The organism is Streptomyces sp. NPDC058796, from assembly GCF_042745235.1.
In the GTDB taxonomy this organism is placed as follows: domain Bacteria; phylum Actinomycetota; class Actinomycetes; order Streptomycetales; family Streptomycetaceae; genus Streptomyces.
The window spans coordinates 970,992-992,810 of sequence record NZ_JBHYOP010000001.1 but is presented as its reverse complement, the minus strand read 5'-3'; the positions used below and the strand labels follow the sequence as shown (position 1 = coordinate 992,810).

The following is a 21,819-nucleotide window of genomic DNA, read 5'->3' as shown; positions in this document are numbered from 1 at the left end:
TATTGCGGCACCTCCTGTCACCGGTCCCTGCCATGATGCTGGAGCACGCAGTGTCTGTTCATTGGAGGTTCTGGTCATGGCTGTGAAGTTCGGCGTCCCGCCCGAGGGCGAGAAGATTCGCTCGCTGGTGGACGAGCGACTGAAGCAGGCTATGGCCGATGATGGCGCGAAGGTCACTGTGGAGTGGCGCGGGGAGCAGAAGCACCTCCACGTGATCTCCATGCCGGTTGACATGCTCTACTTCAACCCGGACACCCACCGTATCCGCGCCCAGCGCACTCTGGACCTGGAGCGTAACCGGGTCTTGGAGGAAAATCCTTGGAGCGAGCCCGCCCAAACGTATCTGCATCACCTGCTGCGCTGCCGCCCCTCGAATCCCAGTCAGACCGACCCGGACTACCTGGCATTGCAGGACGAACTGGACGATGTGGGGCAGCGGGAGCCGGGGATCATCAGCCCTGACGGCATCCTCGTCGACGGAAATACCCGTTGTGCCGCGCTCAAGGACCTGGGCATCAGGGACATCCGGGTGGGTGTGCTTCCCGCCGACACCTCCCGCCGAGACATCAACAGCGTCGAACTCGCTCTGCAGCTGCGCCGCGACAAACGTCGCGAGTACTCCTACATCAACCGTCTCATCGCGATCGAGGATGAGCTCGCGGACGGGCGGCGCGAAGAGGATGTGGCTCGTGACTTCAACATCAAAAAGACCACGCTGCAGCAGGACCGCTGGGTCTACCAGTTGATCCAGGACGCCATCGACCGCAGCGACACCGCGAACGGCGCGGTGCTGCGACTCGTCGACTTCGAAGACCATCAGGAGAAGCTGCGCGAGCTTCATCGCGACTACACCAAGCTTGCCAAGACTGATCCGGACGCCGCGGAACAGCTCAAGGAGTCACGCCTGGCGATGGTGGTGCTGAACTACGCCAAGACGACAGTGCGCCTGGCTGAGTCGGACTTTCACAGTCGTTACCTTGAGGAGCGTCTGCCTGATGATCTGCGTCCGGCAGCGCAGCAGTCCGCCGCGGTATCGATTCCGGGGCTCGAGGGCGTCGCGATCCCGGACGCTACCGCAGCGGTGAAGACCACTCGCGCGCTCACGGATGCCCTGCTTCGAGCCAAGGCAGCCGCACAGGCGGGTGAGAAGCTGGATGCCCAGGACGTCGCTCGTGCTGACGCGCTCATCAAGTCGGCACGCAGAACCTTCGACGTGGCCGTGAAAATGGCCGGTGCGAACGCCGAACTCCAGAAGCGGCAGGTCGCAGTCCCGGCTCGTCTCACCGACGCCGCTGACTATGTCAATCAGTGTGCCGCCGAGTTCGCGGAGGCAAGGGCAAAGCGTGCGCTTGACGAGGACGCGTTTGACGATGCGCTGCTCACATTGAAGGCCAGTCTCGCCCGACTGGCGAAGCAGGCGGGCCGCACTTTCAGCTCGCCGGGCGACGGCGTGGCCTGGCTGCTCGACGCGACGCGGGAGAACTGATGCCGGAGCGGTCTTCTCCGCCCAGCTTGGAGATCGGTTTCGGAGACGGCGTGACCCAGGCGCGCCTTCGAGCTGCAGGGGGTTACGAGGGCGACTTGCGGCGCCTCGCCCTCCGGTTTCGGAGCAGTGTGCAGCGCTCTCCTGGAAGCATGGAGGTCGAGATCGACGACCTCTTGACCAACATGGTGGCGCTTGCCTCCTGGCCGGACTCCGAAGGAGTAGCTTGGGACGCGCAGCTGGCGGCACTGGCCAGCGACTCGGCAGTCGACGCTCAGACTGTCGCCAAGCGTCTTGACCCGGCGACCAGCAGAGACGGAGAAGTTGAGCCCGAAGAGGTTCCCAAGCTGCTGGGCCCCGGCTGGGTAGCGGATCTTACGGCTTTCCAGCGCAGGGACATCGCCAAGCTGGTGTCCCTGCGTCATGGCGCGAACTTTTCTGTGCCAGGTGCTGGGAAGACCCGGGTGGGACTCGCCGTCTTCCACTATCTGCGACGTGCGAAAGGCATTGAGCGGCTACTGGTCGTAGGGCCGAAGTCGTGCTTCGAGTCGTGGCAGTACGAGAACCAGACATGCCTGAGTGACCCCCTCAGTGTGGACATCTTCTCCAGGGACGCGACCCCGGCAGCTGACGTTCTCATCGTCAACTACGAAAGGCTGCGTCAAGACGGCGTCGTTAACGAGCTCGGTCAGTGGCTGGCAGCCCGGCCGTCCATGCTGCTGCTTGACGAGGCGCACAGGATGAAGCGCGGAGCTGATGGCACGGACGGTGCAGCTTGCCTCGCTCTCGGGCCTCGTAGTAGGCATAGGCTGATCCTGACCGGGACGCCGGCGCCGAACGGCGTCAAAGATCTGGAGAACCTGTTCGGGTTCGTGTGGCCTGGTCATGGCCGCCAGAAGGTCGTTCAGGCTGTGGCAGGCGGAAATCTTGCTCAGGCAAGTCAGGCGTTGCGTCCACTATTCACGCGCACCACCAAGGCGGAGTTGGGATTGCCGCCTGTGTCTACGAACCTGCGTACTGTCGCGATGCCACCCCTCCACCAAGAGGTGTACGAGGCGCTTGTCGGCCGCTTCTCCGCACGCGCTGCCGGTTCTGAGGAGGACTTCGTCGCGCTCGGTAAGATCATCGTCTACATGCTTATGGCTGCGACGAGTCCCGCGCTACTCGCCGTGGGAACGACGCGTCATGAACCGCTCTCGTACAGGGTCCCGCCTCTTCCAGTACCTGAAGGCACACCGCTCTTCGACTTGATGCGAGACCTTCCGAGCTACGAGATGTCGCCGAAGTACCGCGAGGTACTTGCGATCGTCAGCCAGAACGCAGCTCAAGGGCGGAAAACGCTTGTCTGGTCCACCTTTGTGAGGAGCCTCAATACGCTGGAGCGTATGTTGCGCGAGTTCTCCCCCGCACTGGTCTATGGCGCGATGGGAGACACTGATCGGAAGGCCGCCATCAGGCGTTTCCGATATGATCCCGACTGCATGGTTCTTTTGTCCAACCCAGGCACGCTCGGAGAGGGCATTAGTCTTCATCACCACTGCCACGACGCTGTCTACGTTGACCGAGACTTCGCAGCGGGCCGGTTTCTCCAGAGTCTGGATCGCATTCATCGTCTTGGCCTCGACCCTGACACGGAGACACGGATTACGGTCCTCGCCTCGGAGGGAACGATCGACGAAGTCGTTGACCAACGGCTCGGCGACAAGTTGCAGTTCATGGGGAGCATCCTGGACGACCCGGCAGTTCAGCAACTGGCAGATCTTGAGGAGGAGCCAGAGGTTGGCGGTGGCTTGGACCAACGTGACCTTAGAGCGCTGATGGGCCACCTCCATGCCCGTGCCGCCTGAGCCGGTACTGCGAGCGGCAGTCCGCTGGCTGGATAGACTGACGGTCAGCGGATTCGCGCGGTCACGGGCCTTGTTTCTGACACACAGCGACTTCAGTGATCTCACCCCCACCCAATATGACGTCGCCTACGCGTGGATCAGGGAGGCAGGACTCCTGGACCAGCCGGAAGGTGGGACTCCTGCTCGCTACAGAGTCTTTGACGCGGCTATGTCCCACAGCGGGATGCCGTGGTTCCAGGATGCGGACTCGCTCATTCGTAGTCCAGACGAACTTCCTGAAGATGCCCTGCGAGCGGCGGAGTGCCTCGGTCTTTCTTCTGTAGAGGCGTACGTGCGACTGGGGACCACCTGGGGCAAGGTGGACCTGGAGGAGCGCGCTCGCATCGGCTCAGCCGGCGAACTCGCACTTCTCGAAATGCTGCACGAGTCAGCGAGAGCTCGAGTTGAGCACGTAGCCGCGTGGTCGGATGGCCATGGCTACGACATCTTCGTTGATTCCGGACACCGCGCTGCCCACTTGGAGGTGAAGACGACCGTCCGAATGGGGCGGCTCACCATATACATCTCGCGCAACGAATACGAGACCATGCTGCGTGACCCGGCTTGGGAGCTCGTAACGGTCAGCCTCACGCGGGAGCTGCAACTCAGGGCAGTGGCCGCAGTGCCCAAGGTGTGGATCGCGGACCACGTTCCCTCAGATCGCACGGCTTGGGGGCGCTGGGAATCCTGCCGACTTGACGTCCCCCCAGAAGTGCCCGTTCCCGGAATTCCGAGCATCACGCCCATGCTTGTTGAGGCTGCTCCTGAAATTCTCAGGGGGTCATGACCGAGCTGTATTGATCACAAGCGGTAATAATGCTCGTGATCAATACGGCTAGCTAGACCGGCTTCTGTGTCCTGGCATTCGAAAGAAGAAATTCTTCAGGTTCCTTCGACCAGGGGGTGTCATTGGGTTCCGGGCACTCTGCCACGGGTTGTGCGTCCTCGAACGCGTCTTTGACCGTCGTCCTCCACTGATCCAGCGTGCCCCGGATGGTGAAAGGTCCTAGGGTGAACGTCACCACCCCTTCATCGTCAATGCGCAGCGGTGCTGCTTCGTCACCAACGGGCACGTCGCTGGCAAGTCCAGTCGAGGCGGCATCAAGGGCCGCCTCGAAGTCTGCTGGATCGAGCCATCCTGTCCACTGCTGACCGTGGGCCTCCGCTTGCGCGGTCAGAACCCTTCGGCCGGCTCCGGCGAAGCCGACGAACGTCAGGGAGTGCACGGCCCGAGACTCATGTGCCGCGGTGCCTGTGGTCAGAAATCCAGGGCGGAAGCGATTGAGGAGGCCCGTGATCAGACCAGCCAGTAGAGCCCTTCGAGCAGCCAGGAAGCTTTTGTAGCCTTCGGGTTCAAACGTGGAGGGATCACTGGGCAGCGCGTGCGCGGTGCGGTCGCTGGCGCCGACGTGCTGCATGTATGCGACTGGAGCCTGGTTGCCGATGATGTTCTTCGCCGTCTGCTCTGAGACGAAGACGATGTTCGCCAGCTCGTTGATCTCAGTGGACGTGTACTTGCTGTCACAGCTGCGTAGCTTCGCGGCTGGATGCACCAGGCTGTACTGCGGCTTACCGGACTTGCCGACACTTCCTGAGATAGGGCTGCCGTCCCACCAGTCAGTGGCATCGGCGTGAGCCGCTGCGAGGTAACAGAACATCAGATACGGGCTTTGGTGGTTACGCCCGGCCAGATCACTGGCTGTGACAGAGATACCGCCAGCACGGATGCCCAGGTTTGAGAGGAGTGCTGCCACCGGGTCTTCGGAGTCGAGTACCCGGATGTCCTGAGTCAGCGTGGTGTCCGCAGCACCGCCGTACCGGTTGCGGGCGGTAGCTGCCAGGAACCAGTAGAGGAGTCCGTTCTCCACCTCTTCGGGGACCTCTGCACCTTCCGTCTGCCGTCCGTAGTACTGAATCAGCGGATGGAGTGCGGCGAGCGATGGGATCAGAGCTGTGGTCGGGACCAGGAGCCTCTGTTCAAGCAGGGGCACGACACGCTCAAGCCCGTGCCGAACCTGAGCCCAGCCTGTTTCGACTGTCTCTTTACTGGCGGCGGTGAGTTTGGCCACGGAGGCCAGGCGCTTGCCGGTAGTCGACAGGCTCAAGGTCAAAGCCTTGATGAGGAAGTTGACGTCGAGGCCACCATAGCCACGGGCGGCCCAGTGAGCCGACTCTGCTTCCAGTTGCCCTAGAAAGCCAGGTGCGCGCGCTGACAGCGTCGCAAGCGCGAGGTCCGTGGTCCTGAGGGCGCGTCCGCCACTGTTCACACGTACAAAGATGTCGGCGACTTCTTCGTACTCGAAGCCGTGAAGCACTTCCATGTGGAAGTCGCGCTGGGTGATGTCCTGAAGCGCACTCAGGCGTCGTCCGATCTCAGAGTCCGGGATTGCGAGCCCGGCCTCCTTGAGAACGCCATGGATCGCGAAGACGTCGGAGTCAGGTCCGACAACGTCATAGACCTTGATCCACTTCTTGTTCCGCCGGGTAGCGGCACTCTGGTTCTGGAAGGCTTCAGTCTCGATGTTGAAGACGACCTGAGCGTCCGGGTGGTTGGTGAGAACGCGGAAGAGAGAAGTAAGCCTCTGTTGACCGTCGAGCAGGTACAGCGGCATAACGCTTGGCAGCGACTGCCGGACGCCAATCGCTGCCCCTCGGGTTTCGGCAGGCTGTCCGGTCTTCCAGAAGAGTAGGGAGCCGGCCGGATACCCGCGATAGAGCGACTCGATGAGCCTGGCCACCTGCGACGCCTTCCACACGTACCCACGCTGGATCTCAGGGAGCATGATCTCGCCCCCCGAGACCTGTGTGATGAGTGTCCGGACATCGCGGTTCGTGCGCTCAACCGCCACTTCGCCCCCAAACCTTCCGCGCGGTGCGGCCCGACCGCCCACCAGCTGTGCCTTGACGCGAGCCTGGCCAGACAGCGTCCCCCCCACAGAAGCCGCTCATGATGCCGAACTCATAGCAGACAGGGTAAGGGAGCTGGGAAAGGTCTTGGTTTTGGCCTGCATCTTCCCCTGAGTGAGAAGACGTCGCGAGGCGTTGAGTCAGGGACGCTGCGCAGCCTGAGAGCTGGAGCTCGAGGCCTTCTCCACGTGTGCCTTTCGGTCGGAGACCGCCTTGCATACGGCTAGGGAGCACTCCTCAGCCGACTCGTGCTCCCAAAAGCGCAGCACCAGCCATCCCGCCTCCCTGAGTCGCTGGTCAGTGTCGCGGTCGCGGTCCATGTTGCGCAGGACCTTCTCTGACCAGTAGCCCGCATTGGTTCTCGGCGGAACGTAGTGCTCGGGGCATCCGTGCCAGTAACAGCCGTCAATGAAGACGGCGACCTTGGTTGGGCGGAAGACCATATCCGCGGTCCGGCGGAGGTCAGGCAGGGGCCGGGTGGCCACGCGAAACCGCAGCCCCTGGGCATGAACTAGTCGCCGGACAAGCTTCTCGGGCTTCGTGTCCCGGCTGCGAATCGCCTGCATATTGCGACGGCGGGCCGCAGATGAAGCCCACGAGCCGTCCGGTGGTTCCCACACGGCGTTCTCTGACACCCTAGAGAGGGTAGTCCCGGAGAGGGACGAGTGTCAGCGGGGGCAAGGAGCGAAGCAGTCCCAGCGAGAGGTGCGCGCCGGCTCCCGCGTTGCCCTCAATTCGATGAGGGGCGGTAGGCACATCGTGTGCCTACGCTGGCTCCGGCCCGTATCAAATGAGCGGGCCGTGAACACTTCCCCGGAAAGTGTTCACGCCCCGCGAGGTCGATGTCCCGTCGGCAGGCGCGGGTCGGGAACGGTACTCAGCCCCGTGCCCCGTCCGCCAGAAACCCTTCCAGCCCGTCCAGCAGCATCCCGCTCCCCTGCTCCGCCATGTCCCGCTCCTCCTCCGTCTCGCAGGTCTGGCTCAGGACGATCACCGTGTTGCGGGGGCCCTGCTCCCTGAGTTCCACGGTCATCAGGGTGGGATCGGGGCGGCCGGGGATGTCCATGCCGACGACCAGGCGGCTGTGGTGGGCGACCTCCACGTATGAGCCGGTCAGGGGGAACTCGGCGCCGTCGGGGGTCTGCATCGTGGCCTTCCAGGCGCCGCCGGGGCGGACGTCGAGTTCGACGGAGCCGGGGACGGCGTGGGCCCACTGGGCGTACTGGTCGGGGGTGGTCCAGGCCTGCCAGACCCGGGCCGGAGAGGCGTCCAGGGTGCGGGTCAGGGTGTAGGAGAAGCCGTCGGCCGGGGCGGAGGTCTGGTCGGTGCTCATGGTGTCCGTCTCCTCGAGGCAGTCGGGGCGGGGGGCGGTCGTGCCCCGCGTCGTGCGTATCGCCTTCGCACCTATAGACGTCCGGCGGCGCCGGTTCTCATCGGTCCGTCGGTGTGTCCTCTCCGTGGCACCCCGCGTACGGGCGGTCCGAGCCGCACCAGCAGGCCGCGCCCCGCTGCGGCGGCCACGCCACCGCGCGGCCCCGGGCCGCCAGCGTCGTCGCGTACTGGGGGAGGAGGGCCGCGTCGGCCGGGGAGGTGCCCTCCGAGGCGGCGAAGGCCTCGTAGGAGGGGACCGTGCCGCGGACCACGCCCAGGTTGGGGGTGCCGGAGGAGGCCAGTTCGCGCAGGGCCGCCTCCGTCGCCGCCAGGTGGTCGTCGTAGGAGGGGTACTCGGCGGAGAGGGACGGGTACGCGTCCAGGAGTTCCGTCAGCTCGTCGGCCGGCCAGTGGAGCATGGCCACCGGGAAGGGGCGGGAGAGCGCCTCGCGGTAGGCGCCCAGTTCGGCACGGAGGCGGGAGATCTCCGCCTCCAGGTCGGCCGGGTTGTCCGAGCCCAGGGACCAGACGCGCTTCGGGTCGTGCAGCTCGTCCAGGGAGACCGGCATGGTGTGGAGGGTGTCGGCCAGGGTGTCCCACTCGTCGTGGGCCAGGCCGAGCATCCTGCGGACGCGGTGGCGGCCGTAGAGGAGGGGGTGGGTGGAGTACGGGGGTTCCGGGACGTCCGTCAGGAGGAGGCGGGCGCCCTCCGTGAACGTCTCGTGCGCCGCCTCCAGCTCGTCGTGCGCCTCCAGGGCCTCCGCCGCGATCACCCAGGGGGCCGGATCGCGCGGCGACGCCGTGCGGACGCCGTCGATGATGGCCCTGGCCTCCGCCTCGTGGCCGTACTCCCACAGGTTCGACGCCTTCAGGGCGCGGACCAGGGACGGGTTCTCCAAGGGGGCGGGGCCGGAGGCGAGCAGGCGGTCGTAGAGCTTGCTCGCGGCGGGGCGGTCGCCGGACAGCTCCAGGTGGGCCGCGGCGCGCAGGAGCAGGGCCTCGGCGTCCTCGGGATAGAGGCCGGCGGTCCGTTCCAGGCGTGCCGCCTCGGCGGCGTGGTCGACGTTTTCGGCGGGCGTGTCGGGGCGCATGGAGGACACCGTACTGCCGTGGGGTGGCGATGGTGAGGGGCCCCGGGGGCACGGGCCGGGGATGTGCGGTCGGGCTCCGGGGGCGATACCGGCCTGCGTACGGCTCCTGTATAACTGGGGCAAACGTGTGTACGCGAGCGGGTGGAGGGGAGGGGCGCCGATGAGCCGGGGACGGGCCGTGGTTCGGGTGTCCCGTGCGGTGCTCGTGCTGCTCCTCGTGGTTGTCCCCGTCGCCTTCGTCGACGTCGGCAGCCTCTCCGCCACCGTCGCGCTCGCCGCGACGGCCGCGGTCGGTTCCGCGCTCGCCGTCTGCGCCGTCATCGCCGCGCGCTGCGCGCCCGTCGTGCCGCGCACCCGGGTACGCACGGCCATCAGGGACCGGGACCTGCGTACGGCCTTCCTGCCTCAACGCGATCCCGACGCCCCCGGCCGCCGTCGGCCCCGAGCACCCGGACACGCCCTCCCGGCGACCGCCGCGTAGGGCACTTCCCCTCATCCAGGGCACATCCCCGCGCGGGTCGTGTCGTCATGCCGCCGTCTCCACCCCACCCCGGCACGACGAGACCCCCGGAGGGCTCACCCACCCATGTCCGTTTTCGCCAGCCTGGTCGAGCGCCTCGCCGACCTGCTCCAGCCGCTGTTCGGCGCGTCCGCCGCGGCCGCCGCCATCGTCCTGTTCACCGCCCTCGTACGGCTCCTCGTCCACCCGCTGTCCCGGGCCGCCGCGCGCGGGCAGAAGGCGCAAACCGCGCTCCAGCCGAAGGTCGCCGAGCTGCGCCGCAAGCACGCCAAGAACCCCGAGAAGCTCCAGCGGGCCGTGCTCGAACTGCATGCCGAGGAGAAGGTGTCGCCGCTGTCGGGGTGCCTGCCGAGTCTGTGCCAGATCCCGGCCTTCTTCCTGCTCTACCACCTCTTCTCCAGCTCCACGATCGGCGGGCAGGCCAACGAACTGCTCTCGCACCGGCTCCTCGCCGCTCCGCTCGGCGGGCGGTGGACGGACGTCCTCGGCGACGGCGGGGTGTTCGGCGGTGCCGGAGTCGTGTACGTGGTGCTGTTCGCCGTGGTCGCGGGGGTCGCCGCCTTCAGTTACCGGCTCACCAGGCGGACGATGGCCGACCGGCCGGTGCTGCCGGCGGCCGGTGACGGCGCGCCCGTGCCGGGGCTCGGCGCGGTCACCAAGGTCATGCCGTTCATGTCCTTCTTCACGCTCGTCACCGTGGCCGTCGTACCGCTGGCCGCCGCGCTGTACGTGGTCACCAGTACGACGTGGAGCGCCGTCGAGCGGGCCGTGCTCTACCGCTGAGCGGGCGGCGGTCCGCCCGGGGGGCGTGGCTACGGTCCAGTACGTGAACGGGGTATTGCGGAGTGGAACGGGACCTTGGAGGATCGAACAGTCCTCCGATGGTTGTCGCGTTACTGCCGCACCCAGGTCGCACTCATCGGGCGGGCCGGCCCGCGAACGAGGAGTTGGGGATATGAAGCTGTTGCGAGTCGGTACGTCGGGGTCCGAGCGGCCCGCGCTGCTCGGCGCCGACGGAACCCTGCGAGACCTGTCGGGCGTGGTGACGGACGTCGACGGGGCGCTGCTCGCCGACGATGCCGCGCTGGAGCGCGTGCGGTCCGCCGCGGCGGCCGGTGAGCTGCCCGTCCTGGACGCCACGGGACTGCGCGTCGGTCCGCCTGTGGGGCGCATCGGGAAAATCGTGTGCATCGGGCTCAACTACCACGACCACGCCCGGGAGACCGGGGCCGAGCCGCCCGCCGAGCCCGTCGTCTTCTTCAAGGCGCCGGACACCGTGGTCGGGCCGGACGACACCGTGCTCGTGCCGCGCGGCTCCGTCAAGACCGACTGGGAGGTGGAGCTGGCGGTCGTGATCGGGCGTACGGCCCGCTACCTGGAGTCGGCCGAGGAAGGGCTCGCGTGCGTCGCCGGGTACACCGTCTCGCACGACGTGTCCGAGCGGGAGTTCCAGATCGAGCGGGGCGGGACCTGGGACAAGGGGAAGAACTGCGAGACGTTCAACCCGCTGGGCCCGTGGCTGGTGACCGCCGACGAGGTACCCGACCCGCAGCGGCTGCCACTGCGGCTGTGGGTGAACGGGGAGCTGAAGCAGGACGGGACGACGGCGGACCAGATCTTCCCGGTGGGGGAGGTCGTGCGGTACGTCAGCCAGTTCATGGTGCTGCGTCCCGGTGACGTCATCAACACCGGGACGCCGGCGGGGGTGGCGATGGGGCAGCCCGAGCCGAAGCCCTATTTGCGTGCCGGGGACGTCGTGGAGTTGGAGATCGAAGGGCTGGGGCGTCAGCGGCAGGAGTTGAAGAGCGCCTGAGGGGCGTGGGGTGCTTGGGCGGCTTGCGGTGCGCCGTCGGCGCGTCTCCTCACGCCAGTAGAGAAGCCAGCCTGCGCCAGCCCTCCCTCGGGAGAGTGGTCATGTCGTCCTCCACCAACTGGAGGGCGACGTGGTCCGCGCCCGCCTCGTGGAACGCGTCGATGCGGGCGCGGATCGTGGACTCGTCGCCCCAGGCGAAGACGGCGTCGATGAGGCGGTCGCTGCCGCCGCCGGTGACGTCGGCGTCGGTGAAGCCGAGGTTGAGGAAGTTCCTGGTGTAGTTCGGGAGCTCCAGGTAGCGGCCGAGGTAGGCGCGGGCGGTCGCGCGGGCGCGGGACGGGTCGGAGTCGAGGACCACCTTGAACTCCGGGGCCAGCAGCGGGCCCTCGCCCAGCCGCTCGCGGGCCCGCGCCGTGTGCTCGGGCGTGACCAGGTACGGGATCGCGCCCGCAGCCCGGTCCCGGGACAGCTCCAGCATCTTCGGGCCGAGCGCCGCCAGCACGCGGTGGCCGGGCCGCACGCCCGCCCTGTCGAGGTCGTCGAGGTGGCCGACCATCGTCGAGTACGGGCGGCTGTAGCCCTCCACGCGGGGGCCGTGGCTCACGCCGAGGCCGAGCAGGAAGCGGCCGGGGTGGGCCACCTCCAGCTCGGCGAAGCGGGCCGCGGTCTCCGAGGCCTGGTGCTCCCAGATGCTCTGGATGCTGGTGCCGACGACGATGCGCGCGGTCGCCTCGATCAGCGGGGCCGCGTCCTGGGCGGAGGTGTTGCCGCCCAGCCACACGGCGCCGAACCCGAGCCGCTCCAGCTCGGCGACGGCCGCGGCCCGTTCGTCACGACGGTCCGGGTCCTCGGCGCGCAGGGCCGCGCTCCAGACGCCGTACCGTCCGACCGATTCCTTGAGGCCCTTCGGTGAGGCCGTCGCGTCGTGCGTCGCGTCGTTCATCGGTTGACATCCCTCCGGTGGGCACCGTGATCACCTGCGTACCTGCCTGCCAACCACGGGTACCCACCGCTGATTCCCCGACTACGCGGGGAGAGGTCCCGGGGGAGACGCCCTACTCGCCCAGGAAGCGTTCCAGCGCTTCCACCACCAGCCGGTGGTCCTCCACCTGCGGCAGCCCGGACACCGTCACCGCGCCGACCACTCCGACGCCGGCCACCGTGACCGGGAAGGAGCCGCCGTGCGCCGCGTACGTGTCGGGGGCGAGGCGCGAGGACTCCTCGAACGTCGTGCCCTTGGCCCGGAAACGGGAGCCGACCAGGTACGAAGCGGAACCGTACCGCTCCACGACGCGGCGCTTGCGGGCGATCCAGGCGTCGTTGTCGGGGGTCGAGCCGGGCAGGGCCGCGTGGAAGAGCTGCTGGCCCGCCCGGTGGATGTCGATGGCGACCGGCGCCTCGCGCTCCCGGGCCAGCTCGACCAGGAGGGAGCCCAGCGCCCACGCGTCGTCGTGGGTGAACCGGCGGAAGACCAGGCGGCGTTCCTGCGCCTCCAGTTCGTCCACGGTCGGGACGGCGGTGTCGGGGGAGGGGCTCACAGGGTCACCACCAGACCGTCGCGGGCGGACCTGCGGGCCGCCTCCAGTACGTCCAGGGCGGCGGCGGCCTCGCGGACGCCGACCGGGTTGGGGCCGCCCTCGCGCAGGGCCTTCGCCACCGCCGCGTAGTACGCGGGGTAGTCGCCCGGCACGGTCGCCTCCACGCTTCCGCCGCCGGTCGCCGGGGACTCCCCGGCGCCCACGCGGCCCCACAGCGACTCGTCCTCCTCGCCCCAGCCGGGGCCGGGCCGCTTGCCCTCGCGCAGCGCCGCCTCCTGAGGGTCCAGGCCGTGCTTGACGTACCCGGCCTTCGAGCCGAGGACGCGGAAGCGCGGGCCGAGCTGGGCGGCCGTGGACGAGACGTAGAGGTGGGAGCGGACGCCGTTCACGTGCGTGATCGCGATGAACGTGTCGTCGTCCGCCTCGGCGCCCGCGCGCCGGACGACCGACTCGGCGTACACCTGCGTGGCCGGGCCGAACAGCACGAGGGCCTGGTCGACGACGTGGCTGCCGAGGTCGTACAGGAGACCTCCGATCTCCGCCGGGTCGCCGGACTCGCGCCAGCCGCCCTTGGGCTTCGGCCGCCAGCGCTCGAAACGGGACTCGAAGCGCCATACGTCGCCCAGCGCGCCCTCGGTGAGCAGCTTGCGCAGGGTGAGGAAGTCGTTGTCCCAGCGGCGGTTCTGGAAGACGGAGAGCAGCAGGCCGCGCTCCTCGGCCAGCGCCGCGAGCTCCCGCGCCTCGGCCGCCGTGCCCGCGACCGGCTTGTCCACCACGACCGGCAGGCCGGCCTCCAGAGCCCGCGTCGCGAGAGGCACGTGCGTCTTGTTCGGCGACGCGATGACGACGAGGTCCAGCTCGGCGGCCCGGTCGAACAGCTCGTCGGGGGTGGCGACGGTCCGTACGTCCGGGAACTCGGCGCGGGCCTGCTGCTGCCGGTCGGCGTTCGAGGTGACCACCGTGTCCAGCACCAGGCCCTCGGTGGCGGCGATCAGCGGGGCGTGGAAGACGGAGCCCGCGAGTCCGTAGCCGACGAGGCCGACGCGCAGGGGGCTGTCGGTAGGAGTACCAGTCATGGCACCCACTTTCGCAACGGTGTTGCCAAAGTGCAAGCGCCGGGGACAATGGGGGCGTGAAGAGGATCAGCGGAGGAGGAACGGGTACGGGCGCGGTCCCCGGGGCGGCCGGGGGCGGGGTGCTGGGCGCCGGGGGCGGGGCCAATCTGCTCGCCCTGCGCAGCCACAACACCGCGCTGGTGCTCGACCTGCTGCGCACCGCCGGTGCCGGGGGGATCAGCCGGCTCGAGCTCGCCGAGCGGACCGGGCTCACCCCGCAGGCGGTCAGCAAGATCACCGCCCGCCTCCGGGAGGACGGCCTCGCCGCCGAGGCGGGACGCCGCGCGTCCACGGGAGGCAAGCCGCGCACGGTACTGCGCCTGGTCCCGGAGGCGGGCCATGCGATCGGCGTGCACCTGGACCGGGACGAGCTGCGGGCGGTGCTGGTCGATCTCGACGGTGCCGTGGTGGGGGAGCGGCGTTCCGCGCTGGATCTGGGGGCGGGGGCACGGGCCGTGGTGGAGGGGGTGGCTCGGGCGGCGCGGGAGCTGGTCGCGGGCGCGCTGCGGCTGCCGGAGGGCGCGGTGCCGTCGTCGGAGGGGGCGATGGGGGCGCCGTCTGGGTCGCTTGGGGTGGCGGAGGGGGCGATGGGGTCGCCGTCGAGTTCGCCGGGCACGACGGAGGATTCGCCGGGGCCGGCGTGGGGTGCGTCGCGGTGGTCGGACGGGACGGTGGGGCTGCCGGAAGGTGCCGAGCGGGCGTCGGGTGGTACCCCGCGATCGACGGGTGGTGCTCCGCTGCCGTCGGGAGGCCTCCCGCTGCCGTCGGGCGGTGCCCCGCCGCCCCCGGGCGGCCTGCCGCGATCGAAGCCCGGCACCCCGCCACCGCCCGACGGCGTGCTCGCCGGCGTCCCCGGTCTGCTCGGTCTCGGTGTCGCGCTCCCCGGCCCGCTCGACCACGTCCGGGGCGTGCTGCACCGCGTCACCGGTTTCCCGGAGTGGGACGGGTTCCCGCTGCGGGACGCGCTGGCGCGGCGGCTCGGGCTGCCGGTCGTCGTCGACAAGGACACCAACGCTGCGGCGCTCCGCCTCGCCGTCGGCGGCGAGGGCGGCTCGTTCGCCTACCTGCACCTCGGTACGGGACTCGGCGCCGGTCTCGTGATCGGCGGGGGCGTGCACCGGGGCGCCCGGACCGGCGCGGGCGAGTTCGGGCACCAGGTGATCCAGCTGGACGGCCCTGACTGCACCTGCGGCGCCCGAGGCTGCATAGAGGCCCTGTGCCTGGCCGCCGTCGCCCGCGGTGACCTCGCGGAGGCGGCCAGGGTGCTGGGCGCGGGCGCCGCGAACCTCGCCGGGTTGCTGGACATCGACCTGGTCCTGCTCGGCGGCCGTACCGTCGCCGCCGCACCCGGGGCCTTCGTCCACGGGGTCGGCGCCGTCCTGGACGCCCGCGCCCGGCGCGAGGGCGGTGAGGACGGCGCCGTACCGGTGCGGGTCGCGCCCGGCGGGACGCGCGGGGTGGCGGAGGGCGCCGCCCAGTTGCTGCTCGCGCCGCTCTTCGGGCGGGGCGACGCCTGACGGGCCGCGGCCGGCGCCCCCGTGCCTGTGAACCCCGGGAGGCGGCGCCGGCCCGGACCGATGCTCAGCGGCCCACCGCGCACGCGTCCCCGTTGAGCGTGAACCGCGGTGGCGGCGACGCGTCGCCGGTGTGCTCCGCCAGGTAGCCCAGCGTGACGCTCGCGCCCGGCGCGATCGTGGTGTTGTGCGGGGCGTTGGCCGCCGAGACCGTGTTGCCGCCCTGGGTCAGCTCCGTGTTCCAGTCGGAGACGACCGTCTGCCCGAGGGCCAGCGGGAACGCGAGCGTCCAGCCGCCGACCGGGGTGCCGCCCGTGTTGGTGACGGTGAGGTCGACCGTCGTGCCGGTGCCCCAGGCGGTCACCGTCCGGTCCACCCGGCAGGTCGGCTCCTCCCGTGCGAACGACACACGGTGCAGGCCGCCCGGCAGGTCGTTGACCACGTAGAACTCCCCGTCGACCGTGGTGCCGACCGACGTCACCTGTGTGGGCATCTCCCCGATCTCGGCCTGCTCGTAGCCGCCCCGGCCGTCGGGACGCAGCGCCCAGACGGTGGACGAGCAGTAGTCGGTGGCGATGTACACGCCGCCCACCAGGTCGGCGTACTCCCGGCCCCGGTAGACGTGCCCCCCGATGACCGAACAGCCGCCGGTGTACGGGGAGTAGGTGAAGACCGGCTCGGTGTACCGCCCGCCGGGCGCGCAGTCGCCGCCCTCGAACCTCTCCAGGCCCTCGTAGCAGGACCAGCCCAGGTTCAGCCCGCCCTGCCCGGGGGCAAGGTGGTCGATCTCCTCCCAGCGGCCCTGGCCGACGTCGCCGATCCACATCGAGCCGTCGGCGCGGTCGAAGGAGAAGCGCCAGGGGTTGCGCAGGCCGTACAGCCAGATCTCCGGGCGGGCACCGGGGGTGTCGACGAAGGGGTTGTCGTCGGGGACGCAGTACGCGAGCGGAGCGCAGGCGCGGCTCACGTCGATGCGCATGATCTTGCCCAGCAGGGTGTCCAGCCGCTGGCCGGAGCGGAACGGGTCCCCGGAGCCGCCGCCGTCGCCGATGCTCCAGTACAGGTGGCCGTCGGGGCCGAAGGAGAGCTGACCGCCGTTGTGGTTGCTGTACTCGGCGTGCGGCTGGGCGAGCAGGGGCTCCAGGCGGGACTCGTCGAGCCGGTAGCGGGCGAGGGTGACCGCGCCGTCGGGCAGCGCGGTGTACGCCAGGTACAGGTCGCGGCTGTCGGCGAAGTCGGGCGGGAGGGCGATGCCGAGCAGGCCGCGCTCGTTGCCCGACTCGTCCACGGCCGAGGTGATGTCGAGCAGCGGGGCGGAGGCGAGACCGGTGTCCGGGTGGTAGACGCGGACCCTGCCGGGCTTCTCGGTGATGAAGAGCCGGTCCGTGCCGTCGTCGGGAGCGACGAGGGCGGTGGGCCGTCTCAGGCCGGAGGCGACCTGGGTGGTGGTGGCGCTGAGGGAGGGGAGGGGGACCGTGGACGTGGACGTGGACGCGGACGTGGACGCGGACGCGGCGGGCGCAGGGGCGAGGGTCGTCAGCAGAAGGGCCGGGACGGCCAGGAGGAGGGTGCTCAGGAGTAGCGCCAGACGGCGCCCCGGCCGCCCGGGATGGCGAACATGACGATCATGTATATGACAAGACTGCATGGAGGTCCTCTCGGGGTATGGGAGCGCTCCCGCCCCTCAGGCTGGGGGCTCACGACGCAGGGCGGCAACACGCGATCGCGCCACTTTCGCGCCGTCTGGCGCAAACGGTGCCGGGCGACTCACGGGACGCTGCCGCCGGTCGAGGGATGTCCGTCCGCCGTCCGGGCGTCCTGGCCCGAATGGCGGTGTCCGCGACCGCGATCCACCGGCACGCTCATGTGCTTATGCGACTGTTCACGCCCGTGTCCCCCTGCCTGGTGGCGACAGCCGCCCTCCTCGTCGCCTCCGCGCCCGCCACTCCCGCGCACGCGGACCCGCAGGCCCCGCTGCCCGCCTGCACGGCCCCGGACGACCACACCTTCCCCCTCACCACCCGAATCCACGGCGGCCCCGCCGCCTACGAGGCGGGCGGCGGCTACGGCACCTGGTACCTGGACCTCACCAACACGACCTCCCGCACCTGCGAAGGCATCCACCCGGTCGTCGTCCTGGTCGACGAGGAGCGGACACTGAAGCCGTCGCAGCCCCGCCTGGAGTTCTACGACGGGGGCCGGCCGCACCCCGTCGCCTTCGAGCCGACCGACCGGGACGAGCTGATCGGCGCCTTCGGCGAGAGCGAGAAGGAGGGCGGGATCGAGGGCGGGAGTGGGAGTGGGAGCCCCTCCGGCTTCCCCGGCTTCACCGTCGGTCCCGACGAGACCCTCACCGTCAAGGTGCGGCTCGCGCTCACCTCGGACGCCGAAGCCGACGAGGTCACCGCCAACGCCGCCGTGGTCCAGCGTCGTGGCGGCGACGGCGAGTGGATCGGCCAGTCGAACGACTACCGCTTCCGCATCCGCGACGGCGAACCGGCCGGCCCCTCGCCCAGGGACCCGGACGGCGAGCCGTCGACCGGCCCGAGCGCCGACCCCGCCACCCCCTCCGACCCCGCCACCCCCTCCGTCGCCGCCACCCCCGACGACCAGGGCACCGGCCTGCCCTTCGCCGACGAACTCGCCGGTACGGGTATCGGCCGCGTCGACGCGGCCCTGGGCGCCACCGTCCTGCTCGTCGCCGCCGGCGGCGCGGCGGTACTGCTGGCCCGCCGACGCCGCTGACCGGCACTCCCCGGCCACCTCCCGACACCCTTGTCTGCGAACATCCCTCCGTGGACTACCCGAACGACCAGGCCCCGGGCGCCCCCGTCCGCTCCGGGATCCCGGAGCACGGACGCGTGCCGAAGTACTACGCCGTCAAGGCGCGGATCGACCGACTGGTCGGTGAGCTGGGGGAGGGCAGCGCCATCCCCACCGAGCGGGACCTCTCCGAGCGGTACGAGGTCGCCCGCGAGACCGTGCGGCAGGCCCTGCGCGAACTCGTCCTGGAGGGCAAGCTGCGCCGGCAGGGACGCGGCACCGTGGTCGCGGGCCCCAAGCTGGAGCAGCCGCTGTCCCTGGCCAGCTACACCGAGGGCGTCCGGCGCCAGGGCCGTACCCCCGGCCGCGCGCTCGTCACCCTCGACCGCTTCCCCTGCCCCGACGCGCTCGCCGGCGAGACCGGCCTCACGCGCGGGGAGCCGGTCTGGCACCTGGAGCGGGTGCTGCTCGCCGACGACGAACGGGTCGGCCTGGAGAGCACCTACGTCTCCGTGGCCCGCGTCCCCGACCTGGACACCGCCTTCGACCCGGACTCGTCCTTCTACGCCTTCCTCTCCGGGCAGGGCATCGCCTTCGGCGACGCCGACGAGCGCATCGAGACGGTGCTCGCCACCCCGCGCGAGGCCCTGCTCATCGGCACCCCTCCGGCCCTCCCGATGCTGCTCATCCACCGTGTCTCCCGTGACACGGAGGGCCGCCCGCTGGAACGCGTACGGACGCTGTACCGGGGCGACCGCTTCTCTTTCACGACCCATCTGCGCGGCTGAAAAGCGCCGCTCCACACTCCCGCGCCGTAGTAACGGAAAGATAACGGGTCTAGCCCAAACGTGACGACCAGTTCACGCTCTCGTTGTCAGCCGGATTCCTCCGGTTCCCCGATGGCAAGGAGCGTGGCGGTCGTGAGAGTGATAGTCGTCGGAGCCGGCGTGGTGGGAACCATGCACGCCTGGCACGCAGTGAACCGCGGCCACGAGGTCGTACAGATCGAGCGCGAGACCGAGGCCCGCGGCGCCTCACTGCGCAATTTCGGCCAAATCTGGGTCAGTGGCCGCGCGGGTGGTCAGGAGCTGGAGACCGCGCTGCGGGCCCGGGAGCTGTGGGAGGGGATCGGCACCCGCGTCCCGGCCCTCGGCTTCCGCCCGAACGGCTCCCTGACCCCCGTACGCGGCGACCTGGAGCAGGCCGTCGCCGAGGCGGCCGTGGCCCGCCCGGACGCCGCCGCCCGCGGCTACAAGCTGCTCACCCCGGGCGAGGCCCGCGCCGTCAACCCAGCCCTGCGCGGCGACTTCGACGCGGCCCTGTACTGCGAGCGCGACGCAGCCGTGGAACCGCGCACCGCCCAGCTCGCCCTGCGCGCCGAGCTGCTGAAGTCACCGGGCTACACCTTCCTGCCCGGCCGCGAGGTCCGCGAGGTCGTCGGCGAGAGAGCCGTCCGCGACGACCACGGCGACACGCACACCGGCGACGCCGTCGTCCTGTGCACCGGCGCCTGGCTCGGCGGCCTCGTCCGCGAACTGGCCGGGCCGGACCTGCCGGTGCGCAGGGTCCGCCTCCAGATGATGCAGACCGACCCCCTCGGTGAGCCGCTGACCACCTCGGTCGCCGACGCCGACAGCTTCCGCTACTACCCGGCGTACGCCTCACCCGCCCTGGACGAGCTGAACGACCGGCAGCCGCAGCCCGCCACGGCCGCGGAGCACGCCATGCAGCTGCTGATGGTGCAGCGCGCCGACGGCGGCCTGACCATCGGCGACACCCACGAGTACGAGCACCCCTTCGCCTTCGACACCGTCGAGGACCCCTACGACCACCTCACCGGCGTCGTCGAGTCACTCCTCGGCCGCCCGCTGCCGAAGATCCGGCGCCGCTGGGCCGGGGTGTACGCGCAGTGCACCGACAAGAGCCGGGTCGTCCACCGGCAGCGGGTGCGCGAGGGCGTCTGGCTGGTCACCGGGCCCGGCGGGCGCGGCATGACCTGCTCGCCCGCGACAGCCGAGACCACCGCGAACGAACTGGGCTGGTGACACCCCCATGACCTCCGTGACCCCGATCGACATCCGCCTCGTCGTCCTCGACATGGCCGGCACCACCGTCGCCGACGGCGGCCTCGTCGAGCGCGCCTTCGACACCGCCGCCCGCGAACTGGGCGTCGAGCCCGGCACCGGCGACCACACCGCCAAGCTCGCGTACGTCCGCGCCACCATGGGCGAGTCCAAGATCTCCGTCTTCCGGCACCTGTTCGGCGACGAGGACCGCGCGCGGCAGGCCAACGCGGCCTTCGAGAAGGCGTACGGCGAACTCGTCGACGGCGGCCTGATCGCCCCCGTCCCCGGCGCCCGCGAGGCCGTCGGGGAACTGGCCGCCGACGGCCGCACCGTCGTCCTCACCACCGGCTTCGCCCGCGTCACCCAGGACGCCGTCCTCGACGCGCTCGGCTGGCGCGACCTGGTGCCGCTCACCCTGTGCCCCGCCGACGCGGGCGGGCGCGGACGGCCGTACCCGGACATGGTGCTGGAGGCCTTCCTGCGCACCAAGGCCGCCGACGGCGTACACCAGGTGGCCGTCGTCGGCGACACCTCGTACGACGTGCTCAGCGGCGTACGGGCCGGCGCCGGTCTGGTCGCCGGGGTGCGCACCGGAGCCCACGGTGACGACGCGTTCCGCGAGGCGGGCGCCGGCCACGTGCTGGACTCCGTCGCGGGCCTGCCCGCCCTCCTGCGGGGAGCAGCCGGCCGATGAGCACCACAGGCAGCGGCATCCGCTTCGACTCGGTCACCGTCGCCTACGACGGCAACGTCGTCCTGGACGCCCTCGACCTCACCGTCGGACCGGGCGAGGTCATGGCGCTGCTCGGGCCGTCCGGATCCGGCAAGACCACCGCGCTGCGGGCGGTCGCCGGGTTCGTGAGGCCCGCCTCCGGGCGGGTGTACCTCGGCGACCGCGACGTCACCGACCTGCCCCCGCACCGGCGGGGCATCGGCATGGTCGTCCAGCAGTACGCCCTGTTCCCGCACATGCGGGTGGAGGACAACGTCGCCTTCGGCCTGAAGGCCCGCAAGGTCCCCAAGGCCGAGATCCGCACCCGCGTCGCCGAGGCGCTGGAGATGACCGGCATGGGTGCCTACGCCCGCCGCCACCCGCGCGAGCTGTCCGGCGGCCAGCAGCAGCGCGTCGCCATCGCCCGCGCCCTGGCCATCCGCCCGGACGTCCTCCTCCTCGACGAACCGCTGTCCGCGCTCGACGCGCAGCTCCGCTCCGGCATGCTCGCCGAACTGGCCCGCCTGCACCGCGAGCTGCCCGACGTGTCGATCCTGTACGTCACCCACGACCAGGTCGAGGCCCTCACCCTCGCCGACCGGATCGCCGTCATGGACAGGGCGAGGCTGCGCGCGTGCGGGACGCCGAGGGAGCTGTACCGGGAGCCGGCCGACGCGTTCACGGCGTCCTTCGTGGGCGGCGCGAACCTGCTGCCGGTGACCGTCGGGGCCCAGGGAGTGACCTTCGGGGACGCGGAGATCAAGGTCGACACGGGGGACGCCGCGCGGGGTGCGTCGGCCACCCTGTGCGTACGGCCGCATCTGGTGGGGCTCGGTGACGGGCCCAACCGGCTCACCGGGACGGTGGGGGAGATTCAGTGGCGGGGGTCCACGCACCGGCTCTTCGTCGACGTGGGCGGACACCGGGTGATGGCGGACCTGCGCGAACTGAAGGCTCCGCCGGTGCACGGGGAGCCGGTGAGTCTGCATTTCTCGTCCGAGGATGCGGTGCTGCTGCCCGCGGGGGTGAGCGGTGACTGA

20 protein-coding genes are annotated in these 21,819 nt (G+C 70.2%); 12 read left to right on the top strand and 8 right to left on the bottom strand.

The window, feature by feature from the left end:
• Window positions 1-76: 76 nt before the first annotated feature.
• Genes ACFW47_RS04415 through ACFW47_RS04405 form a run of 3 tightly spaced genes read left to right on the top strand, consistent with a single transcriptional unit; the run spans window position 77 to window position 4,156 of the window.
• Window positions 77-1,486: a transcriptional regulator gene (locus ACFW47_RS04415; RefSeq protein WP_386304734.1), complete on the top strand. Its 1,410-nt coding sequence runs from the start codon at window positions 77-79 to the stop codon at window positions 1,484-1,486.
• A complete protein-coding gene (locus ACFW47_RS04410; RefSeq protein ID WP_386304731.1) occupies window positions 1,486-3,330 on the top strand; it encodes a DEAD/DEAH box helicase in 1,845 nt (614 codons plus the stop codon). The genes ACFW47_RS04415 and ACFW47_RS04410 overlap by 1 nt, the downstream gene beginning before the upstream one ends.
• On the top strand, window positions 3,314-4,156 hold the full coding sequence (locus ACFW47_RS04405; RefSeq protein ID WP_386304730.1) for a DUF3883 domain-containing protein: 843 nt from the start codon (window positions 3,314-3,316) through the stop codon (window positions 4,154-4,156). Before ACFW47_RS04410 ends, ACFW47_RS04405 begins: the two co-directional genes overlap by 17 nt.
• Window positions 4,157-4,208: 52 nt before the next feature.
• On the opposite strand, the gene ACFW47_RS04400 is transcribed toward ACFW47_RS04405, so the two are convergent.
• From ACFW47_RS04400 to ACFW47_RS04385, 4 genes are all read right to left on the bottom strand, one after another.
• The gene (locus tag ACFW47_RS04400; RefSeq protein ID WP_386304727.1) at window positions 4,209-6,218 is read right to left on the bottom strand and encodes a DUF262 domain-containing protein; all 2,010 of its coding nucleotides are present in this window, start codon (window positions 6,216-6,218) and stop codon (window positions 4,209-4,211) included.
• 198 nt (window positions 6,219-6,416) lie between these two features.
• Window positions 6,417-6,842, bottom strand: a complete 426-nt coding sequence (locus ACFW47_RS04395; RefSeq protein WP_386304833.1) for a very short patch repair endonuclease — start codon at window positions 6,840-6,842, stop codon at window positions 6,417-6,419.
• 311 nt (window positions 6,843-7,153) lie between these two features.
• The gene (locus ACFW47_RS04390; RefSeq protein WP_386304725.1) at window positions 7,154-7,609 is read right to left on the bottom strand and encodes an SRPBCC domain-containing protein; all 456 of its coding nucleotides are present in this window, start codon (window positions 7,607-7,609) and stop codon (window positions 7,154-7,156) included.
• A 97-nt stretch (window positions 7,610-7,706) separates the two neighbouring features.
• A complete protein-coding gene (locus ACFW47_RS04385) occupies window positions 7,707-8,738 on the bottom strand; it encodes an SEC-C domain-containing protein (protein ID WP_386286050.1) in 1,032 nt (343 codons plus the stop codon).
• Window positions 8,739-8,898: 160 nt separating this feature from the next.
• Between ACFW47_RS04385 and ACFW47_RS04380 the strand changes: the two genes are divergently transcribed.
• The 3 genes from ACFW47_RS04380 to ACFW47_RS04370 all read left to right on the top strand — a co-directional run bounded on the left by ACFW47_RS04380 (window position 8,899) and on the right by ACFW47_RS04370 (window position 11,071).
• Window positions 8,899-9,219: a DUF6412 domain-containing protein gene (locus ACFW47_RS04380; protein ID WP_386304722.1), complete on the top strand. Its 321-nt coding sequence runs from the start codon at window positions 8,899-8,901 to the stop codon at window positions 9,217-9,219.
• Window positions 9,220-9,324: 105 nt separating this feature from the next.
• The gene (locus ACFW47_RS04375) at window positions 9,325-10,041 is read left to right on the top strand and encodes a YidC/Oxa1 family membrane protein insertase (RefSeq protein WP_386304720.1); all 717 of its coding nucleotides are present in this window, start codon (window positions 9,325-9,327) and stop codon (window positions 10,039-10,041) included.
• 172 nt (window positions 10,042-10,213) lie between these two features.
• Window positions 10,214-11,071 (top strand): fumarylacetoacetate hydrolase family protein, encoded by an 858-nt coding sequence (locus ACFW47_RS04370; protein ID WP_386286047.1) that lies wholly within the window; start codon window positions 10,214-10,216, stop codon window positions 11,069-11,071.
• A 49-nt stretch (window positions 11,072-11,120) separates the two neighbouring features.
• Here ACFW47_RS04370 and ACFW47_RS04365 read toward each other — a convergent pair whose 3' ends face one another.
• From ACFW47_RS04365 to ACFW47_RS04355, 3 genes are all read right to left on the bottom strand, one after another.
• Window positions 11,121-12,014, bottom strand: a complete 894-nt coding sequence (locus ACFW47_RS04365) for an LLM class F420-dependent oxidoreductase (RefSeq protein ID WP_386304718.1) — start codon at window positions 12,012-12,014, stop codon at window positions 11,121-11,123.
• A gap of 112 nt (window positions 12,015-12,126) precedes the next feature.
• A complete protein-coding gene (locus ACFW47_RS04360) occupies window positions 12,127-12,609 on the bottom strand; it encodes a heme-degrading domain-containing protein (RefSeq protein ID WP_386304716.1) in 483 nt (160 codons plus the stop codon).
• Window positions 12,606-13,685: a Gfo/Idh/MocA family oxidoreductase gene (locus ACFW47_RS04355; RefSeq protein ID WP_386304713.1), complete on the bottom strand. Its 1,080-nt coding sequence runs from the start codon at window positions 13,683-13,685 to the stop codon at window positions 12,606-12,608. Before ACFW47_RS04355 ends, ACFW47_RS04360 begins: the two co-directional genes overlap by 4 nt.
• A 56-nt stretch (window positions 13,686-13,741) precedes the next feature.
• On the opposite strand from ACFW47_RS04355, the gene ACFW47_RS04350 reads away from it, so the two are divergent.
• Window positions 13,742-15,241: an ROK family protein gene (locus ACFW47_RS04350; protein WP_386304712.1), complete on the top strand. Its 1,500-nt coding sequence runs from the start codon at window positions 13,742-13,744 to the stop codon at window positions 15,239-15,241.
• A 64-nt stretch (window positions 15,242-15,305) separates the two neighbouring features.
• Here the strand turns inward: ACFW47_RS04350 and ACFW47_RS04345 are convergent, their stop codons facing one another.
• Window positions 15,306-16,886, bottom strand: a complete 1,581-nt coding sequence (locus ACFW47_RS04345; protein WP_386304709.1) for a PQQ-dependent sugar dehydrogenase — start codon at window positions 16,884-16,886, stop codon at window positions 15,306-15,308.
• A gap of 224 nt (window positions 16,887-17,110) precedes the next feature.
• On the opposite strand from ACFW47_RS04345, the gene ACFW47_RS04340 reads away from it, so the two are divergent.
• The 5 genes from ACFW47_RS04340 to ACFW47_RS04320 all read left to right on the top strand — a co-directional run bounded on the left by ACFW47_RS04340 (window position 17,111) and on the right by ACFW47_RS04320 (window position 21,819).
• A complete protein-coding gene (locus ACFW47_RS04340; protein ID WP_386286042.1) occupies window positions 17,111-17,983 on the top strand; it encodes a hypothetical protein in 873 nt (290 codons plus the stop codon).
• 50 nt (window positions 17,984-18,033) lie between these two features.
• On the top strand, window positions 18,034-18,789 hold the full coding sequence (locus ACFW47_RS04335) for a GntR family transcriptional regulator (RefSeq protein ID WP_386304707.1): 756 nt from the start codon (window positions 18,034-18,036) through the stop codon (window positions 18,787-18,789).
• 132 nt (window positions 18,790-18,921) lie between these two features.
• Window positions 18,922-20,046 carry a TIGR03364 family FAD-dependent oxidoreductase gene (locus tag ACFW47_RS04330; RefSeq protein WP_386304705.1) on the top strand — a complete coding sequence of 375 codons (1,125 nt, stop codon included), beginning with the start codon at window positions 18,922-18,924 and terminating at the stop codon, window positions 20,044-20,046.
• 7 nt (window positions 20,047-20,053) lie between these two features.
• Window positions 20,054-20,761: an HAD family hydrolase gene (locus ACFW47_RS04325; protein WP_386286039.1), complete on the top strand. Its 708-nt coding sequence runs from the start codon at window positions 20,054-20,056 to the stop codon at window positions 20,759-20,761.
• Entirely contained in the window at window positions 20,758-21,819 is a 1,062-nt protein-coding gene (locus ACFW47_RS04320) for an ABC transporter ATP-binding protein (RefSeq protein ID WP_386304702.1), read from the top strand. Before ACFW47_RS04325 ends, ACFW47_RS04320 begins: the two co-directional genes overlap by 4 nt.

Bases quoted from the DNA above. Each gene is read 5' to 3' on its own strand.
- ACFW47_RS04415 (WP_386304734.1), top strand. From the start codon at position 77: ATGGCTGTGAAGTTCGGCGTCCCGCCCGAGGGCGAGAAGATTCGCTCG.
- ACFW47_RS04410 (WP_386304731.1), top strand. From the start codon at position 1,486: ATGCCGGAGCGGTCTTCTCCGCCCAGCTTGGAGATCGGTTTCGGAGAC.
- ACFW47_RS04405 (WP_386304730.1), top strand. From the start codon at position 3,314: ATGCCCGTGCCGCCTGAGCCGGTACTGCGAGCGGCAGTCCGCTGGCTG.
- ACFW47_RS04395 (WP_386304833.1), bottom strand. From the start codon at position 6,842: ATGCAGGCGATTCGCAGCCGGGACACGAAGCCCGAGAAGCTTGTCCGG.
- ACFW47_RS04390 (WP_386304725.1), bottom strand. From the start codon at position 7,609: ATGAGCACCGACCAGACCTCCGCCCCGGCCGACGGCTTCTCCTACACC.
- ACFW47_RS04385 (WP_386286050.1), bottom strand. From the start codon at position 8,738: ATGCGCCCCGACACGCCCGCCGAAAACGTCGACCACGCCGCCGAGGCG.
- ACFW47_RS04380 (WP_386304722.1), top strand. From the start codon at position 8,899: ATGAGCCGGGGACGGGCCGTGGTTCGGGTGTCCCGTGCGGTGCTCGTG.
- ACFW47_RS04375 (WP_386304720.1), top strand. From the start codon at position 9,325: ATGTCCGTTTTCGCCAGCCTGGTCGAGCGCCTCGCCGACCTGCTCCAG.
- ACFW47_RS04370 (WP_386286047.1), top strand. From the start codon at position 10,214: ATGAAGCTGTTGCGAGTCGGTACGTCGGGGTCCGAGCGGCCCGCGCTG.
- ACFW47_RS04365 (WP_386304718.1), bottom strand. From the start codon at position 12,014: ATGAACGACGCGACGCACGACGCGACGGCCTCACCGAAGGGCCTCAAG.
- ACFW47_RS04355 (WP_386304713.1), bottom strand. From the start codon at position 13,685: ATGACTGGTACTCCTACCGACAGCCCCCTGCGCGTCGGCCTCGTCGGC.
- ACFW47_RS04345 (WP_386304709.1), bottom strand. From the start codon at position 16,886: ATGCAGTCTTGTCATATACATGATCGTCATGTTCGCCATCCCGGGCGG.
- ACFW47_RS04340 (WP_386286042.1), top strand. From the start codon at position 17,111: ATGCGACTGTTCACGCCCGTGTCCCCCTGCCTGGTGGCGACAGCCGCC.
- ACFW47_RS04325 (WP_386286039.1), top strand. From the start codon at position 20,054: ATGACCTCCGTGACCCCGATCGACATCCGCCTCGTCGTCCTCGACATG.
- ACFW47_RS04320 (WP_386304702.1), top strand. From the start codon at position 20,758: ATGAGCACCACAGGCAGCGGCATCCGCTTCGACTCGGTCACCGTCGCC.